The organism is Chlamydiales bacterium, from assembly GCA_031292375.1.
In the GTDB taxonomy this organism is placed as follows: domain Bacteria; phylum Chlamydiota; class Chlamydiia; order Chlamydiales; family VFKH01; genus JARLHF01.
Genome location: JARLHF010000016.1, coordinates 39777 through 56907, shown reverse-complemented (window position 1 = coordinate 56907; position 17131 = coordinate 39777). Strand labels below are relative to the sequence as shown.

At 37.7% G+C, this 17131-nt stretch carries 20 protein-coding genes and 1 tRNA gene; 2 read left to right on the top strand and 19 right to left on the bottom strand.

Going from position 1 to position 17131, the window contains the following annotated elements; all coding sequences use genetic code 11:
• Positions 1-325: 325 nt before the first annotated feature.
• From P4L16_02905 to P4L16_02890, 4 genes are all read right to left on the bottom strand, one after another.
• Positions 326-550 carry a hypothetical protein gene (locus P4L16_02905; GenBank protein ID MDR3624073.1) on the bottom strand — a complete coding sequence of 75 codons (225 nt, stop codon included), beginning with the start codon at positions 548-550 and terminating at the stop codon, positions 326-328.
• A 167-nt stretch (positions 551-717) separates the two neighbouring features.
• On the bottom strand, positions 718-1320 hold the full coding sequence (locus tag P4L16_02900; GenBank protein MDR3624072.1) for an OmpW family outer membrane protein: 603 nt from the start codon (positions 1318-1320) through the stop codon (positions 718-720).
• 56 nt (positions 1321-1376) lie between these two features.
• Positions 1377-2573: a beta-propeller fold lactonase family protein gene (locus tag P4L16_02895; GenBank protein MDR3624071.1), complete on the bottom strand. Its 1197-nt coding sequence runs from the start codon at positions 2571-2573 to the stop codon at positions 1377-1379.
• A gap of 733 nt (positions 2574-3306) precedes the next feature.
• Positions 3307-3876 (bottom strand): hypothetical protein, encoded by a 570-nt coding sequence (locus P4L16_02890; GenBank protein MDR3624070.1) that lies wholly within the window; start codon positions 3874-3876, stop codon positions 3307-3309.
• Between the two features lie 28 nt (positions 3877-3904).
• Here P4L16_02890 and P4L16_02885 point away from each other — a divergent pair, with 28 nt between their 5' ends.
• Positions 3905-4243, top strand: a complete 339-nt coding sequence (locus P4L16_02885; GenBank protein MDR3624069.1) for an alpha/beta hydrolase — start codon at positions 3905-3907, stop codon at positions 4241-4243.
• On the opposite strand, the gene nudC is transcribed toward P4L16_02885, so the two are convergent.
• Positions 4215-4997: an NAD(+) diphosphatase gene (nudC, locus tag P4L16_02880; GenBank protein ID MDR3624068.1), complete on the bottom strand. Its 783-nt coding sequence runs from the start codon at positions 4995-4997 to the stop codon at positions 4215-4217. The two genes, P4L16_02885 and nudC, sit on opposite strands and share 29 nt — an antisense overlap.
• A 386-nt stretch (positions 4998-5383) precedes the next feature.
• A complete protein-coding gene (locus tag P4L16_02875) occupies positions 5384-5995 on the bottom strand; it encodes a 4'-phosphopantetheinyl transferase superfamily protein (GenBank protein ID MDR3624067.1) in 612 nt (203 codons plus the stop codon).
• A 699-nt stretch (positions 5996-6694) separates the two neighbouring features.
• On the opposite strand from P4L16_02875, the gene P4L16_02870 reads away from it, so the two are divergent.
• The gene (locus tag P4L16_02870) at positions 6695-7765 is read left to right on the top strand and encodes an Lpg1974 family pore-forming outer membrane protein (GenBank protein MDR3624066.1); all 1071 of its coding nucleotides are present in this window, start codon (positions 6695-6697) and stop codon (positions 7763-7765) included.
• A gap of 957 nt (positions 7766-8722) precedes the next feature.
• On the opposite strand, the gene P4L16_02865 is transcribed toward P4L16_02870, so the two are convergent.
• The 13 genes from P4L16_02865 to rpsH all read right to left on the bottom strand — a co-directional run bounded on the left by P4L16_02865 (position 8723) and on the right by rpsH (position 17131).
• Positions 8723-8805: transfer RNA gene (locus tag P4L16_02865), tRNA-Leu, on the bottom strand.
• A 53-nt stretch (positions 8806-8858) separates the two neighbouring features.
• Positions 8859-9668, bottom strand: coding sequence for a hypothetical protein (locus P4L16_02860; protein ID MDR3624065.1), 810 nt, complete (start codon positions 9666-9668; stop codon positions 8859-8861).
• 43 nt (positions 9669-9711) lie between these two features.
• A complete protein-coding gene (gap, locus tag P4L16_02855) occupies positions 9712-10719 on the bottom strand; it encodes a type I glyceraldehyde-3-phosphate dehydrogenase (protein ID MDR3624064.1) in 1008 nt (335 codons plus the stop codon).
• A gap of 168 nt (positions 10720-10887) precedes the next feature.
• Positions 10888-11322, bottom strand: coding sequence for a 50S ribosomal protein L17 (gene rplQ, locus P4L16_02850; protein ID MDR3624063.1), 435 nt, complete (start codon positions 11320-11322; stop codon positions 10888-10890).
• A complete protein-coding gene (locus P4L16_02845) occupies positions 11319-12413 on the bottom strand; it encodes a DNA-directed RNA polymerase subunit alpha (protein MDR3624062.1) in 1095 nt (364 codons plus the stop codon). The genes rplQ and P4L16_02845 overlap by 4 nt, the downstream gene beginning before the upstream one ends.
• A gap of 56 nt (positions 12414-12469) precedes the next feature.
• Positions 12470-12880, bottom strand: a complete 411-nt coding sequence (rpsK, locus tag P4L16_02840) for a 30S ribosomal protein S11 (GenBank protein MDR3624061.1) — start codon at positions 12878-12880, stop codon at positions 12470-12472.
• Between the two features lie 20 nt (positions 12881-12900).
• Positions 12901-13269: a 30S ribosomal protein S13 gene (gene rpsM / locus P4L16_02835; protein MDR3624060.1), complete on the bottom strand. Its 369-nt coding sequence runs from the start codon at positions 13267-13269 to the stop codon at positions 12901-12903.
• Positions 13270-13357: 88 nt separating this feature from the next.
• A complete protein-coding gene (gene secY, locus P4L16_02830; GenBank protein MDR3624059.1) occupies positions 13358-14731 on the bottom strand; it encodes a preprotein translocase subunit SecY in 1374 nt (457 codons plus the stop codon).
• Between the two features lie 85 nt (positions 14732-14816).
• Positions 14817-15272 (bottom strand): 50S ribosomal protein L15, encoded by a 456-nt coding sequence (rplO, locus tag P4L16_02825; protein MDR3624058.1) that lies wholly within the window; start codon positions 15270-15272, stop codon positions 14817-14819.
• Positions 15266-15763: a 30S ribosomal protein S5 gene (gene rpsE / locus P4L16_02820; GenBank protein MDR3624057.1), complete on the bottom strand. Its 498-nt coding sequence runs from the start codon at positions 15761-15763 to the stop codon at positions 15266-15268. Before rpsE ends, rplO begins: the two co-directional genes overlap by 7 nt.
• A 22-nt stretch (positions 15764-15785) precedes the next feature.
• Positions 15786-16157, bottom strand: coding sequence for a 50S ribosomal protein L18 (gene rplR / locus P4L16_02815; protein MDR3624056.1), 372 nt, complete (start codon positions 16155-16157; stop codon positions 15786-15788).
• A 13-nt stretch (positions 16158-16170) separates the two neighbouring features.
• A complete protein-coding gene (gene rplF / locus P4L16_02810) occupies positions 16171-16710 on the bottom strand; it encodes a 50S ribosomal protein L6 (protein MDR3624055.1) in 540 nt (179 codons plus the stop codon).
• A gap of 19 nt (positions 16711-16729) precedes the next feature.
• Positions 16730-17131, bottom strand: a complete 402-nt coding sequence (gene rpsH / locus P4L16_02805; protein MDR3624054.1) for a 30S ribosomal protein S8 — start codon at positions 17129-17131, stop codon at positions 16730-16732.

Below are 17131 nucleotides of genomic sequence, written 5' to 3'. Positions count from 1 at the left end.
TGCTTGTTAAAATTGTCTTTTTTGACATCTTTATCGTTAAATTTTTCAACCATATGTTCACATATGCTTGAAAAATTTATCAATAAATCTACTCAAAAAATTTCAATTTTTCTAAGCAAAGCTAATTATGCAAGAAGTCTAATTCAATGTTTGCCAGTGGGGCAAAATTGGGAAATAATTATGATTATTCTGTAAAAAGGCCATAAAGATTTTCTTATAATTACCATAAAACTGTATCGATAATGTTCTACCCTAATTTTGTGTATCAAACCGCCTTATTAGATGTGCATACCTCATCGATTTAGCCATATAAAAAGGATAATGACTATAAAAAATACATCAACAAATCGACAGTTGCATTTTTATTGACCGATTGTTGATGGAGCAAATCTAGCGAAGCAAGTGTAACAGATATTTGAGGAGATGCAATGATTTCTAAAAAACGCATTGCAAGCATTTGCTTGTTATTATAGACAAAATGAGTAGCTTCTTGTACCGATGTCTTCACTATTTGAAGGAAATGTTGTACGGGATCTAGAGGTGTTGGCAATTTATCTTTAATGACTTTATCAAGTACATCTCTTGCTCTTGTTTCTAAAGAAGCGTAAAACTGGTCTCTTATGGTAGTTAAAGCGCTATTATCTAATAGCTCTATCTGTTCAGCTCGCAGCCATCGTACATTAACTAGGAGTAAAATGAAAATCCGACCAAAAGCCTTTAGAATTCATAGCCGATGCCCATACCAACATTAACCCCACCTACATTCAGCCCAACACCTTCTACAGCCAGATTATCAATAGAAGGCGCTCTAAAATATTTAAATGAATAAGAGACAAATAGATCCAAAATAATGTGATCATAAATAGCCGTCATTACACCAGTTTCAACAACAGCTCCAACACCACTCCTATCAATCACTTGTTGAACAACATTAGAATCATTATGCGTATGCACAAAGTAATACCGCATACCAGCAGCTACATAACAAGTCAAAGGTAACTTAAAACACAAGCTTGGTAGATAATACTTCAACCCCAATGTTAGTGGAATTATTTGTATATGAGTTTTATCACTTAAAAACGTTGAGTGTCCATCCTTATAAAAATAGTCTATACCTGTCCATAAGGTAGCTCTTTTTAACCACAAATTTTGCCTTTTATAAATCGGAATTGTACTGGTTAATTGAAAGTTAACTCCTCCCTGAAACATATCTCGAAAAGTAGAGGAGCTTGGATAAAAATAGCTAGTGCGAAACGCTACTACAACCTTTTCTAAAGGACATGCCTTATGAATCACATTAGCATGTAGATAGTGGCTCATCGCGACAACACAACCAAAAATTATAGAAATATATTTTTTCATCATTGGCCTTAAAACTATTGGATAAAAACTGTTATAGGAGCACTCTCTGAACCAATTGCGTTCACGGCAGTTACGCCATATGTATATCCTTCTGATTTATTAATAGAAGTATCTATGTAACTCAAAAGGGCGCTAGAAGAAACAGAGCCAATCAAAACACTATCTCTATAAATATTATAAGACACAATATTACTACTTGAGCTTGCAGTCCATGATAATACATTTATAAATTGCTTTTGAAAAGGAAAATTATTTGTTTCTTTTTGTCCGGTTAAACTAGCTGGAGGTAGTGGGGATGAAGTAATAGCAATTCCTTGTGGTCCAGCACCAGTACTAATAGTCTCTATAACTAGATTGGTGTTAGTATCAATTACAGAGGCATTGTTACTACCGTTATTTGTGACATAAACAAAACCACCCCCTGGTACAATTGCTACACCAAAAGGACTTACTCCAATAGAAGCAGAAATTGTGTCTGTGACTGTATTGCTTGCAGTAGTAATTACCGAAATTTCATCACTACCACTATTGGCAACATAAACAAACTCACCATTAGGAGTGATCGCAAGATATCTAGGTTCTGATGCAACAGTAATTTCATCCACAACTATGTTGCTACTTGTGTCAATTACAGAGACAGTACCAGAAGTTAAATTAGTTGCATAAACATAACTTCCATTGGGAGTAACTGCAACACCAAAAGGAAATCCTCCAACAGGAACTGTATTTATGACAGAGCCACTTCCTATATCAATTACAGAAATATTATCTTCAAAAGTATTAGCTACATATGCAAAATTTCCATCGGGAGTAAATGCAATTCCAACTGGAGCAAAACCCACAGTAATAGAGCCAGTAACGATATTAGTTTCTGCGTTGATAACAGAAACCGTGCTTTCACCATTATTGGATACGTAAACAAGGCTTCCATCAGGAGAAACTGCAACCCCGACAGGAGTAACTCCTATACCTACTGAAATTACATCAACAACGGCTTTAGTAGTTGTATCTATAACAGAAACAGTATTACCACTTGCATTTGTTATGTACGCATAGCTACCATTTGGGGTGACAGCAACCCCCTGAGGACCATTGCCAACAGGAATTGTTTCTATAAATACTCTTGTATTAGCATTAATTACGGTTACACTATTATCACTATTATTAGCTATATATGCCTCACTGGCAAAAACCTGCTCAAAATAAACCACAAGCACTAATAACAAGAAAATTATAAAATTAAAATAAGTTACATTCTTCTTCACAAAAATTCCCAAAACCATTTTTTAAACATCCGCTTATATACCCCACGCCTTTATTTTGTCAAAAAAATCTCATCAAAGAGCACGAAAGAACTTAATAAATAATGATAAGCATTTTTCCAAGCCAACCTGCATTTTCAACACCGTGTTAAAAAAATGCAGTTCTTAAATATCTTTAACGCACTGAAAATTTGGTTTTCCCCATCGCCGGCATCTTCACCTTTGAAACCGCGATCGTCAGCCATGTACTTACACATGGCTGACGATCGCAACCAACAACAACCAAGATGGTTTAGCACAAAAAGTTATTGCCGCCATTTGTGGAGCCCTAATTTTGTGTATCAAACCGCCTTATTAGATGTGCATACCTCATCGATTTAGCCATATAAAAAGGATAATGACTATAAAAAATACATCAACAAATCGACAATTGCATTTTTATTGACCGATTCTTATATTCACAAAATCGATCAACAAATCAACAAATATCATTCCAGCGCTAATCCATGTAAATGGGGTGGATGAAAGTGTTTTAGATGAGGGTTATTTTGATAAAGTAATCGATTTTGGCCGGCTTTTAGAATAAGTTTTTATCCTTCTTTTGCTAAAAATTACCCAAATGACAACTCATGATGTACCAATCTAAAATGGACCCACACCTCAAAACTATTAATCATAATAACTAAGAAGAGCGATGTTTGCTTTTAAGTGCTTCCCAACGCTTATACTGCTCTTGTTTCACAGGGTTTAGGTCTTGCTTATCAAGTAGCCAAAAATTAAACCAGTCCGTTTTACGTTGCATAGAAGCTACGCGAACCTTGGGTCTTACAAAGTTGCGCTCTTCTTTATCATATACAACAAGCTCTGCAGGGACACCTAAATAACGAAGAGGCGCATACATTTCAAGCCCTCCAAGACCATCATGTGCAAATTCTAAAAGCAACGGTGTTGTCACTTTATCCACCTGAAAGAATGGAGAAAATCCGACATAATTTTTTAATGAATCACCCCAAGGAGGGCCTCCAAACATATTATTATAAATTCCTTGCCAGGATGAATTTCCAGATAACCAGAAGTTCATAATTCCATAATCTCCCCCATCCAATAAACAAACGATTGAAAAACTCATCCTTGTTGCAACAGGTCCTAGCCATCGCTTTATCTCAACAGCTAAGAAAAAGCTGGCAGAGATCGGCAGTCCTGAACAAATCCAAGTCAGCCAAAAATTATGGGAAGGACGATTTACTTCCACTGAAGAAGTGGAACGCTACCTTCAATTGATGATGCCATTATATTCAAAAAGACACGTCCCAACAGTGCCTTCAAAAGACGAACTTCCTTTTGCTTACGAGCCTCTTAATAAAGGGTTTTTAACAGACCTGCGTACTGTAGATTATAACAATCAACTCAGTGCAATCGCCTGTCCAACTTTTGTGATTACTGGGGACAGCGATTGGATTTTTGATGAGATGTACTCAAAATTCATGAGTAATAAAATCCCAAACGCGGAACTTGTGATTTTGAAAAACGCGGGGCATTTTATTGAGATGGACGCTGCGGAAGAGTTTTATGGCGCTATTCGAAAGTTTATCAAAGGTTTTTCGCATACGCATCGATGATATGTCTAGAAATGCTGCATGGATGGGGCAAAGGAGGTAGTTGTTTAGGATCAAACCACCGGGCATCTTCGATTTCTGTTGGATCCATCTGAATTTCCCCCGAGTCATGTTTTGCCTTGAATGCAACTGCTATTGAGGAAGGAAACGGCCAGGATTGACTTCCAAAGTAAGTGAGGTCTTTGACTTTAATTCCAACCTCCTCCTGGGCTTCTCGGCGAACCGCATTTTCATACGATTCTCCCGCATCAACGAAACCTGCAAGAGTACTGTACATCCCTTTTGCAAAATGGGGAGAACGGGCTAATAAAAGTTTCCCTCCCTTTTCAATGAGTACAATTACAAATGACGAGGTGGTAGGATAGATCGTTTTTTTACAGGTTTCACAGATTTTGGCGATTTCGGTCAGACTTAATGTTGTCGGCACACCGCAACATCCGCTGTAAAGAGAAGAGTGATGCCAATTGAGCAAATGTTTCGCACGGCAGATGAGATGAGAGGTTTTTGCATTTGCCATCACGAGTGCATCCCGCGCTGGAGTCAAGATTAATCTGCCTTCCTCTTCTGGTAGATTATAAGAAGCCCCAAATATTTTTTTGCTGGCATAGTCACCGATATAAAAATAATCTCTTTTGCTAGGCAGTTGATTTGGACTTTTGTATACATCGCCGCAAGGAATGATAAATGAATCTTTGTCTTTGTGTTTGAGAACCTTGTCACCATTAAAAAAAATGGCATAATCATCTTGTGTTAGCATCTTAATTCTCTCTTGTCTGATCGGTAATGATAAACAGGGTATAGCCGATGTATTAAACCTTCTTTGTACAATAGACTTCTTGCGTAATTACATTTGCTTGTTAAAATTGTCGTTTTTGACATCTTTATCGTTAAATTTTTCAACCATATGTTCACATATGCTTGAAAAATTTATCAATAAATCTACTCAAAAAATTTCAATTTTTCTAAGCAAAGCTAATTATGCAAGAAGTCTAATAGAAAAGGTTCTTGGGGTACCGTATAGTGCATTGCGACTCTAATTGATTGTAGGCCTGCCCAGCTTAGTGTAGTCTAGAGGAAAGAGCTCTAATTGCATACATAAAAAACCTTATTTGTTAGAGAGTATATTAAAGAGAAGAAATGTTGTCAAAGGACAGAAATCGCAATCTTATGGCTGGCTAATACATTGTGATACACATACACCTCTATATCCTTGGGAAGGTAATGCGCCACCCCTTTCAAGCAATGGCTCTCTTCATCTATCCTCTCCATGGCAATAAATCGAGGGATAGGGTTTGCAGAAAAACCGATACCGACAGCTTTAAGCAAAGCCTCTTTTGCGCACCATAAAGCCAAGGCCCCTTCGCCGGGATCTTTAAAGGAATTGAAAAGCCATTGTTTTTCACAAGGAAACAGAAAACTTCCTGCCGCTTCAATAATGCCATCATCCATCTCCTCAATGTCAACTCCTATCTGTTTTGAAGAATGAATACCTAGAAATGCGTAGCTTTTTGTATGAGAGATATTGAAATGCAAAGGATAGCCTTGCAAATAAGGTTTTCCGAATTCGTTTCGTTGGAGTGTCAATTTTTGAGGTGGTTGATTAATTAGGGATCCGAGATAAAATTTCACAATTGCATAGACCAATGCAAATTTGTATCTGTCCTGTTCAAAAACTAATGCCAACGATCTTTTTAAATCATCTGGATTTAACAGAATTTTGGCTTTCTCGACTTCATCAAAACGGATCTTTTCCAAGTTAATTAACCAAAACCATCCCTCTTTAAAAGGAGATAAAAAAAGCCTAGATGATCGATGTAGCAAGCCAGTACCTTATTAACAAAATCTTTGCTGGTGCGCTTTTCCGAGAGGTAATCTATCAATTAGAGGGGATATTATCCAAAACTTTCTAAGTGAAAAATGACTCATGAATGCTTCAAATTCCTAAAAGGAATTTTATACAAAGATGATTCTTTTTTGCAAGATCGCATAGCATAAGCATGACAAGTTCAGATGAATAATATGCTTTTCTATCCCGATACTACGGAAAAGCTGGACAGGGGTTAGACAAAAATTGCCTTTCAGAATTTTCTGCTGAAAGGCAATTCCTGTAACTCTTTGAAAGTAAATATGCTCGGAGCGAGCGTCGAACTCGCACGGGATTGCTCCCAGGGGATTTTAAGTCTTCCACAGTCCCACACACTACAACACATCGCCAATCGTAACAACAACCAGATTAAAAGTTTAGCACAAAAAGTTATTGCTGCCATTTGTGGTACTTTACTGTAATTCAATGTTTGCCAGTGGGGCAAAATTGGGGCATAACACATTAAACAATCCAAATATTTTCTCTTGAATAATATTCTTATATCTTGCACCCTCCTCAATTTATTTTGAGTGAACATTATTTTAAAAAATACAATTTGGATTCAATCCACTCTAAAATCAAAGGCAAATATGAAAAATAAAATAACACTTACATTACCTGCTATTTTAACCTTGTTTACCTCAATAGTGCATGGAAGCTCTACAAATAAGCAATTAAGCACATTAGAGTGTGTTAATTTTAGAAATCCTGCTTATTGTCAAGATGACGTTCAAATATCTGGTGAATTACTTTATTGGAAAACAAATGTTCAAATTCCTTATGCTCTCACTCATGAATCTTCAGTTTCTCCAAATATCGATACAAATCAAAAAATTCAAAATGTTTCATTTGATTACAACCCTGGCTTTAGAATAGGTGCTGGCTATAAATTCTCTGAAAATCAATGGGATACGAACGTCATTTGGACCTATTTTCAAGAAACGGACCATAGTTCTGTATTTAGAACAGATACAATAGACGTGCATACTCTATGGGATGTTGGTACTGCCTCAGGAATACTTTCAGCAACATCTGCAACGGCGGGTTTTACTCAGAACTTTCAAACTCTGGATGCAGTATTAGGGAAAACTTTTTTTCCGAACAAACCTACAATTTTACGTTATTTTATAGGAATAAAAGGTGCTTTGATAAAAGAAAAAGAAAATATTTTTTATAATGGCACTAGCAATGGAGATGGACTACCTCTATCTTCTACTGTAACTTTAACAAATGATTTCAAGGGGATCGGATTAACCAATGGCCTCAATGCAACATGGAATATTGCAGAGGGTTGGAGTCTATATGGAAAAGGAGAATTTGCTGCTTTGTGGGGTAATTTCGATTTAGAACAAAACTATTTTTTTCAAGGAACTACAACAGATTTTCCTGTGCCTTTTACAATAAACAACCAAAATACTATTTACGCTCTTAAAATGAATCTCGTTACTGCAATTGGTGTAGCATGGAAATATCGATTTAACAATGCAGCATTGCTTACATTGAGTTTTGGATATGAATTCAATTATTGGCCCAACCAAGTTCTTCTGGCCAATTTTTTCGAAAATGACCAGAATTTAAATGGAGGTTTAGCGCTCTTATTTCAGCAACCAAGTGACGTAGGCATTCATGGATTTGTCTTGAAGGCTGGATTAGATTTTTAAATAAATTGCATCTCATTTTGTAAGCATCTAATCAAGAATCCTTAATATATATAAACAACTTGAAGGAACGATTCTTGTCCATGGCTTTTCCCAAATTTTGAACAAGATCTTTTACTTGTATTAGATGACTATTATCAAGTTATTTTTATGCGCGTGCGTAATGTAAGTAACTTATGTTACGCAAAAACTTTAAAATAATTAACAATAATGTAGACAGGATCAGCCGAAACGGCTGATAGGATAGGGCAAGAAAGCATTTTTCAAGAAACATTGCTTTTTTAATCAAAGGCTATCCTGCTAGCCGTTTCAGCTGATCCTGTCTACCCTGTTATTATTTATACACAAACAAGTTCAAGAATTGGCTTGTGTATAATTTTCTAAAGTGACTCATGCGTAACATGAGTCACTTATTCCGGAAAATGGTACTTTATAATAATTCAATGTTTGTCAGCACTCTTACTCGTCATAATGAAGGTATTGCTGTAATCATTTCTCTCGACAAATGGAAATCCATTGAACAACTCCTGCAAAAGTTAGAAGATGAAGAAAAATAAAGTTTGAAGAACCCTTGGCGAGCCGAAAAATCGAAAGATATCGTGCTATTTTAAGAAAGATAAAGCGTTTATAAGATTGCGAGGAGCAGCGACGAGCATGAGCAAAATATCGAAGGATTTTTTACAGAAACCCGGCAGATTTTGATTTTGGAAGCAAAGCCAAGGTTTGAAGAACCCTTGGCGAGCCGAAAAATCGAAAGATATCGTGCTATTTTAAGAAAGATAAAGTGTTTATAAGATTGCGAGGAGCAGCGACGAGCATGAGCAAAATATCGAAGGATTTTTTACAGAAACCCGGCAGATTTTGATTTTGGAGGCAAAGCCAAGGTTTGAAGAACCCTTGGCGAGCCGAAAAATCGAAAGATGCTGGGTTTCTGTGGAAAAGACGAGATATTTTGCGAAATGCTCGGAGCGAGAGTCGAACTCGCACGGGATTGCTCCCAGGGGATTTTAAGTCCCCAGTGTCTACCATTCCACCATCCAAGCAAGAAAGAGCTAAAGACTACAAGTTTTTGGAATTTGAGTCAATTAGAACACTTCTAGTCATCAGGAAAAGAGGGAGGAAAGGGCATCTCATCATTATGTAGCTCAGTATCTACATGAGATGTTTCTTCAACCTTTGGCTCTTCTTTTTCTTCATCAAAGAAAGCTTTACGGTACTCTGCATTACCTTTATACATAGAAATCGTCTCTGAAATCAATGTTGTTGGAGGCGGCAATAATGTTGGAAAAGATGGCAGAGATGCATGAGTTTCAACAACACGTTTAATAGGCGTACCAAATAATGCATTTTCTGAAGGAGCCTCTTCTTGATAACTCTCACCCATGTCATCTAAAACAAGTCCTTCTGGAGCGTCTGGTGTAGGAGCTTCTTCTTTCTCATCTACACGTGTTTTACGCCTTCTATTTTTTCGTCTATCCCTTTTCTTGTCAAAACGAGTATCTGCAGTAGCCGCTTGTTCTGCAGTCTCAGCTTGATTGAATTCCAAATCACTATCATCAAACTCATCTATCAAAGAAGATGACTCTTCTTTATCCTGTTGATGCCCTTTATTCTTGGAACTAACTTCTCTGCCACCACCAATTTTTATTCCTTTATCTGTTGGAGCAGCCTTTAAAATCATGCGGGTTTCTCTCGTTTCAATGACTTCATAATCCGTTACAGGGACTAAAAACGATTTGGGTCTCTCTGACGATCTAAAGAAGAGAGCTTGTCCAAAGGAGACAACTTCAATTGCGTCCACATAATACTCTTCTTGCCCCACACACTTACTACTCTTTATTACGAGCTTACACCCCTCTCTTGGGGTGATTACAGTTTCTATAATAGGTTCTCTTGTAAAATTCACTGGCTTAATCCATTGTTAAATCGTTTTATAAACCTGTTCAAGACTATTTCTTTTCTCTCGAAGCCATATAACTTAGAAAATCAACTATTCTATGAGCATATCCCATCTCATTGTCATACCATGCAATTAACTTAAAAAATTGATCATTTAAGGCAATACCTGCACCTGCATCAAAAATACCAGAAAACGTAGTTCCAATAAAATCAGAAGAGACAACTTCTTCATCGGTAAAACCAAGAATACCCTTCATTTCCCCTTCCGAAGCTCTCTTCATTTCTTGAATAATCTCTTGATATGACGTTTTTCTAGACAAACGAACAGTTAAATCCACAACTGAAACATCAGCAACAGGGACTCTAAATGCCATACCCGTCAATTTACCTTTAACTTCAGGTATGCACAAAGCAACGGCTTTTGCAGCCCCTGTAGATGCAGGTATAACATTTTGTGTAGCTCCACGACCACCTCTCCAATCCTTACGAGAAGGGCCATCAACTGTTGGCTGAGTTGCTGTCAATGCATGCACCGTCGTCATAAGGCCTTCTTCAATACCAAAAGCATCTAACAGCACCTTTGTAATCGGGGCCAAACAATTTGTTGTACAAGATGCATTCGAAACAACTCTATCAGTATGTGGATTATATTTTGCATGGTTCACACCCATAACAAACGTAGGAACATCTCCCTTGGCAGGAGCTGAAATCATTACTCGTTTTGCTCCAGCATCTAGATGCTTACTTGCATCGTCCATATGTGTAAACAATCCTGTTGCCTCAACAACATAATCAACATCCAATACCTTCCATGGCAAATTTTTTGGATCTCTTTCAGAAAATACTTTTATTTTATTGTCATTAACATACAGATGGCTTTCATCTGCTGTTACAGACCCTTTAAATCGTCCATGAGTAGAATCGAACTTGAGTAAATAAGCAAGATTGTCACTTGGAACCAAGTCGTTAATAGCAACCACTTCTAAATCCGTGTGCGCACTAATCAAACGACATACAAGCCTTCCAATGCGACCAAAACCATTGATACCAATTCTTATAGCCATATGTTCCTTTTCGTACATATCAAACAAATCCTACCAAACTATAAAGAAAAAAAAGGCGCGCTGCAAGCAAAAACAAAGAACATGAAAAAATTGTTATCTTTGGAAAGTTTATGGTACAGCTTTTCAAAATGAAAAGCTGTAGGTCATACTTATTAGAAGGAATTATTCGGTTAAATACTCAAGTAGGCATACTGGAGCACTGTCACCCTGTCTTACATTTGGCATACGTATGATACGCGTATAACCGCCCTGACGGGTAGCAAAACGGGTACCTAAATCGTCAAAAAGCTTTCCAATAACAAGTCTATCATTATTATAAGAACTTTTGTCTTGGTCTTTAGTTGCAGCCCTTGCTTCCTTAGGCGTTAGTGAATTAAACACAACCATCAACTTAGCAATTGCAAGTCGTCTACTAGCCAAATCATTCTTTTTAGCTAACGTAACCATTCTATCCGCATGTCTGCGAAGCTCTTTAGCCTTTGTGATTGTGGTTTGAATACGACCATTAATAATTAACGACTTTAACATGTTCGCAATCATACAACGTCTGTGCGCACCTGTTCGTCCAACTTTAAAAGTAGCTTTACGATGTCTCATTCTTCCTTACCTTGAATCTCTTGAATATATGCCAAAATAATATCTCTAACATTATCTCTAGTGATACCATATTTAGCAAGATCCATACCGAGATGTAAACCCATTTCCATTAATTTAGCTTTAATTTCATTAAGCGATTTCTTGCCAAAATTTCTAAACTTTAACATTTCAGACTCAGCACGAACAACCAGCTCACCTATAAACTCAATCTCAGCACCATTTAAACAATTTGTGCTACGTACAGATAATTCAATCTCACCTATACGTAATGCGAGTTTTTGTAAGATCTCATCCCTATCTGAATCTTCTAAAATTTCTTCCTGCTCAAAAATAAGCTGATGTTTTTGTACTTTATTAAAAACTTCAAAATGCTTAATACCAATTTGTGTTGCATAAGAAAGTGCCTCTTCAGCAGTTACTCTACCATCTGTCGTAATTTCAAGAATTAAACGATCGTAGTCTGTATCCTGACCAACACGTGTGTTTTCAACATAGTAACTTACTAAGCGTACAGGTGAAAACGCTGAATCGATAACAATTTCATCTGTTATTCTATCTAAAATGACATGACGCTCTGAAGGAACATATCCTCTGCCAACGGCAACTTTAAAATCAACACGCTTTGTCATCGGCTTTGTTACAGTAAATAAATAGTGATCTGGATTAACAACATCAAAATCACTATTGCCCCCTGCAATATCGCCTAAAGTTACTCTTACCTGTCCTTTTTTCTCAAGATCTTCAGCAGTGATCGTTAAAATTTTAGAGACCACCCTATGACCCCTAAAATTGTAATGCTCTTCTGAAGGAGCTCTACGCAACAAAGCACCTTTAATGTTAAGGATGATATTAGTCACATCTTCAACAACACCATCAATTGCCATATACTCATGTGGAACCCCTTCCATATAAAAAGATATGATTGCGGGTGCCTCTAATGAAGTAAGCAACATGCGCCGAAGAGAGTTCCCTATAGTATGGCCAAACCCTCTTTCAAAGGGCTCTGCAATAAATCTACAAAAGGAAACCCCTTTTTTCTCCTCAACAGTAATTTTTTCTGGCATTTCAAATTTGCCATAAAGAACCGACATGAACCAACTCCACTTTCAACTGTTAGATATACATAGTCACTTATGCGTAACTTTTCTTAGACACGTCTACGCTTACGTGGCCTGCAACCATTGTGAGGCACGGGTGTCTTATCTCGTATCACAGAAATTAAAAGCCCTGAACTTTGAAGTCCGCGCACAGCCGACTCACGACCAGCTCCAGGTCCTTTTAAATTTACTTCAATTTCTTTCATTCCCATAGACATAGCCGTCTTAGCTGCATCTTGAGCTGCTACAGTCGCTGCAAAGGCAGAAGATTTACGTGAACCAGAAAAGTTCACTTTACCAGCAGAAGCCCATGATAAGACGCTGCCAGCAGGATCTGTAATGACAACAATTGTATTATTAAATGTTGCCTTTACATGAGCAACACCCACAGGCACGTGTCTTGCCTGTTTTCTTTTAACCTTTACATTCGGTTTTTTTGTCGAAGCTACTTGCTTGCTCAAAATATTGACTCCTATATCAACTATTTCTTCTTATTAGCGACCGTCTTACGACGCCCTTTTCTCGTTCTTGCGTTTGTCTTTGTTCTCTGTCCTCTGACAGGTAAACCGACTTTGTGACGCATACCTCGATAAGAATGTATACTTATTAATCGTTTGATATTGTTTTGAACTTGCCTGCGCAAATCGCCTTCTACAACATACTCTTCCTGAAGCACACCATTGATTCGAGCAACATCTTCATCCGTCAACTTTCCAGCACGCATGTTAGGATCAAGCCCTAACTTACTAATCAGTTCCTTTGAAAGATTACGCCCAATACCATACAGATATGTCAGACTTACTTCTAATCGTTTATCATTTGGAATATCAATTCCTATTATTCTAGGCATCGGTTACATCCGTTTTAAAAATAAAGCACACATGCTATCATATAGCATCATAAATAACAAGAGGAGTTCTTTTGAGGAAAATGCTACATTAGCGCCCCCTCATTACTCTCCCTTTTTTCATGAAACCGTCATAACGTTTCATTAGCAGATGAGATTCAATCTGCTTCATTGTATCTAAAACCACACCCACTAAAATAAGGAGAGCGGTCCCTCCAAAGAAATAGCTTATCGTCTGATCTACTCCAAGAACAGCTCCGACGATGGTAGGTAAAATGGCAATCAAAGCTAAAAAAATAGCACCAATCAATGTCACCCTATTCATCACGGACTCAAGATAGTCTTGAGTTGGCTTGCCTTGCCTTACTCCTGGTATAAAAGCACCATTTTTCTTCATATCAGAAGCTATTTGCTCTGGATGAAACTGTGTTGCTGTCCAAAAATACGTGAAAAACAAAATAAACATTACAAAAAACACCATGTACAACCAGTTTCCAGGTGTTAACATATTTGCAAAATCACCGATCCAAGAACCTACACCAATAAATTGTCCGATGGTCGCTGGAAACATCAACAAAGATGATGCAAAAATGACCGGTATAACCCCTGCATAGTTAATTTTTAAAGGGATATAAGCATTCCCTCCTTGAACTTCTCTCCTTCCAACAACCCTTCTAGCATATTGAAGAGGGATCTTTCTCTGTCCTTGTATAATCAAAATAGTTGTCAATATGACAAAGACAAAAACGCCAAGCAAGACTACAAGAGAAGAAAATGTCAGTTGCCCTGTAACCTGAGAATCCAAATTTAACTGTTTAATAACTGAACCAATCGTTGTAGGTAGTGAAGATAGAATGCCGATCATAATAATCAAACTAATACCATTGCCAATACCTTTCTCAGTAATTTGTTCGCCTACCCACATAAGGAATAACGTTCCCGAAGTCATTGTTATCATAACAACTACGTAAAACAAGACAGGAACTCCAAAGATGTGCGAAGAGGCAAGCTCACCCACAACTATCCCAGGTTGAGTAAGGTTCATCTGAATTGCATATTTTGCAAACAATCCAGCTTGAAAAAGCGCTAAAAATAATGTTGCAAAACGAGTCCATTTCCCAATTTTTCTCTTACCAACTTCACTGTTTTCCTTAATTTCCCTCTGTAAACTAGGAATGAGCGCTGTTAAAAGCTGCATAATAATCGAGGCTGAAATGTAGGGCACTACTGACAATGCTGTCACAGTCATCTGAGAAAATGCACCACCAGAAAAAATATCAACTAACTGAAATAAATTTTGCCCGCCACCCGTAACATTCTTAAAATAACTTAATGCAACCTCACCATTAATGCCGGGTACAGGAATAAATCCTCCCAAACGGCAAACAACTAACATCAAAAGAGTAAATAAAATCTTCTCTCTCAACTCAGGTATACGAAAAACTCGTGCAAAACTCTCAAACATTGATATAGCAGCCCTAAGCACATAATTAATCAAAAAGTGAACACCGGACTTGCATTTTCCGGCCCAAACATATCAAAACAGCGTCTTAAACAGATGCAACTGAATAAGAAATACCAGCAGCATCTAACTTTTCTTTTGCAGAAGATGAAAATGCATGCGCTTCTATAATTACCTTCTTCTGAATCTTACCATCACCAAGAATCTTAATACCGTCAACACGACCCTTGACTAACTTTCTATCTCGAAGCGATGTTTCATTAATCGTATCCCCGTCATCAAACCACTCATTTATTTGACCAAGGTTGATTACATAAAATTCTTCTTTAAAAGCAGCATTAGAAAACCCTCTAACAGGAAGCTTTCTAAAAAGACGAAACTGCCCGCCCTCGTAACTGTGCCTTTCTTTATAACCTGAACGAGAACCCGCACCCTTATTTCCTCTACCGCACGTTTTTCCAAGTTTTGAACCTCGGCCACGTCCAACACGTTTAGGGGCTTTACACGGCCTTGATGTGTTTTTTAAGGTATGTAATGTTAGCATGAAATTCCTCTTGACTGTAAGGCTTTCTGACGATTTCTAAGAAGCGATAACGCTTTAAATGTAGCTTTAACCTGATTAATTGGATGGTTTGACCCCAAACTCTTTGCAATAACATCTTTTATACCAGCAAGCTCCAACACAGCGCGCACTTTAGACCCTGCGATAATTCCAGTACCTTCTGGCGCTGGCTTAAGAAGTAAACGAGACCCATCGTACTCAACAACAATTTCATGAGGAATGGTAGTCCCTTCTAGTTCATAAGAATTCAAGCTCTTGCGAGCTGCTTCTCCACCTTTTCTAATAGAATCTGATAGTTCATTTGCCTTAGCAAACCCATATCCTACATTACCCTCACCATCACCTACAAGTATAAGTGCTGAAAAGCTAAATTTTCTTCCCCCCTTAACCACTTTTGAGCAGCGATTAATGTAGAGAACTTTTTCTTCTATAGAACTATTTTCTTCTTTGTGCTTCTCTTTATGATTTGACATCATGACCCTTAAATAAATGTAGTTATATTTGAAGCCCAGATTCACGAGCACCATCAGCTACTGCTGCAATGACTCCATGATACTTTGAGGCGCCGCGATCAAAAATTACACTTTCGATATTCTTTTCTTTGGCTATCAGCGCTATACGTTCACCAATACGGCGCGCAGACTTTTTGTTTCTTCTGCAAAATTCCGTATCTCGAAATTCTTTAGCAAACGTAGAAGTCGAGCCCAAAGTTAGCCCTTGTTCATCATCAATAAGCTGAACAATAATATGTGCATTTGTTTTGACAACACAAAGTCTAGGTCTCTTAGCACACCCTCTCAACTTTTTTCTAACTCTTTGAGCACGCTTATGGCGTTTATAAATAGTTTTTGATAAACTACTATCCATTAAATAACCCTCATTACTTCTTACCAGATTTTCCAGCTTTGCGTCTTACGTACTCTTCTTCATAACGAATCCCCTTACCCTTATAAGGCTCTGGAGGTCTAAAAGAGCGTACATTAGCAGCGAACTGTCCAACTTTCTGTTTGTCAATTCCTGTGATACTAATCGCAGTATTTTTTTCTACTTTAACTTCAATTCCTTCAGGGATAGCAACTTGTGTAGGATGAGAATAGCCAACCTGCACATCCAGAACTCGTCCTTGAACAGCTGCCCTATAGCCCACACCAATCATCTGAAGCTTTTTCTCAAATCCTACTGTAGTGCCAAGAACCATGTTGTTAATCAGCTGTCTCCAAAGGCCATGAAAATTTCCCATCTGGGCTGCCTCATCAGTAAGAGACACAACAACTTCCTCTGGCGAAACTTGAACCTGAATTTCTTTAATTACTTCTTTAGTTAAAGAACCCTTTGGCCCTTTCACTGTAATCTTATTTCCGTCCATCTTGACTTGTACGCCCTTTGGAACAGATATTGGTAATTTACCTAAACGAGACATCGCATTTACTCCTTACATCTTACCAAACATAACAAAGCAGCTCGCCGCCCGCTCTATCTTTTCTCGCTATATGACCTGCTAAAACACCTTTTGAAGTAGAAACGATTGAAATTCCAAGTCCACCACAAACCAAAGGAATGGCTGCATGGTTGACATACTTCCGTAAACCTGGCTTAGAAATTCTTCTTAAGCCATTGATTACAGATCGTCTTCCTTCAGTATATTTAAGCAAGACACGAATTACACCCTGCTTATTGTCTTCTTTAACCATAAAGTTTTCAATAAAACCTTGCTCTTTTAAAATAGCAACAATGCTCTTGGCCATGCGGCTATTTAAAATATCGACGTATCTATGCCTTGCAAGCACTGCATTACGAATACGTGTAAGAAGATCTGATATTGGATCATTTGTTGATGACAT

Bases quoted from the DNA above. Each gene is read 5' to 3' on its own strand.
- P4L16_02900 (MDR3624072.1), bottom strand. From the start codon at position 1,320: ATGAGCCACTATCTACATGCTAATGTGATTCATAAGGCATGTCCTTTA.
- P4L16_02885 (MDR3624069.1), top strand. From the start codon at position 3,905: ATGATGCCATTATATTCAAAAAGACACGTCCCAACAGTGCCTTCAAAA.
- nudC (MDR3624068.1), bottom strand. From the start codon at position 4,997: ATGCTAACACAAGATGATTATGCCATTTTTTTTAATGGTGACAAGGTT.
- P4L16_02870 (MDR3624066.1), top strand. From the start codon at position 6,695: ATGAAAAATAAAATAACACTTACATTACCTGCTATTTTAACCTTGTTT.
- rplQ (MDR3624063.1), bottom strand. From the start codon at position 11,322: ATGAGACATCGTAAAGCTACTTTTAAAGTTGGACGAACAGGTGCGCAC.
- P4L16_02845 (MDR3624062.1), bottom strand. From the start codon at position 12,413: ATGTCGGTTCTTTATGGCAAATTTGAAATGCCAGAAAAAATTACTGTT.
- rpsM (MDR3624060.1), bottom strand. From the start codon at position 13,269: ATGCCTAGAATAATAGGAATTGATATTCCAAATGATAAACGATTAGAA.
- secY (MDR3624059.1), bottom strand. From the start codon at position 14,731: ATGTTTGAGAGTTTTGCACGAGTTTTTCGTATACCTGAGTTGAGAGAG.
- rplO (MDR3624058.1), bottom strand. From the start codon at position 15,272: ATGCTAACATTACATACCTTAAAAAACACATCAAGGCCGTGTAAAGCC.
- rpsE (MDR3624057.1), bottom strand. From the start codon at position 15,763: ATGTCAAATCATAAAGAGAAGCACAAAGAAGAAAATAGTTCTATAGAA.
- rplR (MDR3624056.1), bottom strand. From the start codon at position 16,157: ATGGATAGTAGTTTATCAAAAACTATTTATAAACGCCATAAGCGTGCT.
- rplF (MDR3624055.1), bottom strand. From the start codon at position 16,710: ATGTCTCGTTTAGGTAAATTACCAATATCTGTTCCAAAGGGCGTACAA.
- rpsH (MDR3624054.1), bottom strand. From the start codon at position 17,131: ATGTCATCAACAAATGATCCAATATCAGATCTTCTTACACGTATTCGT.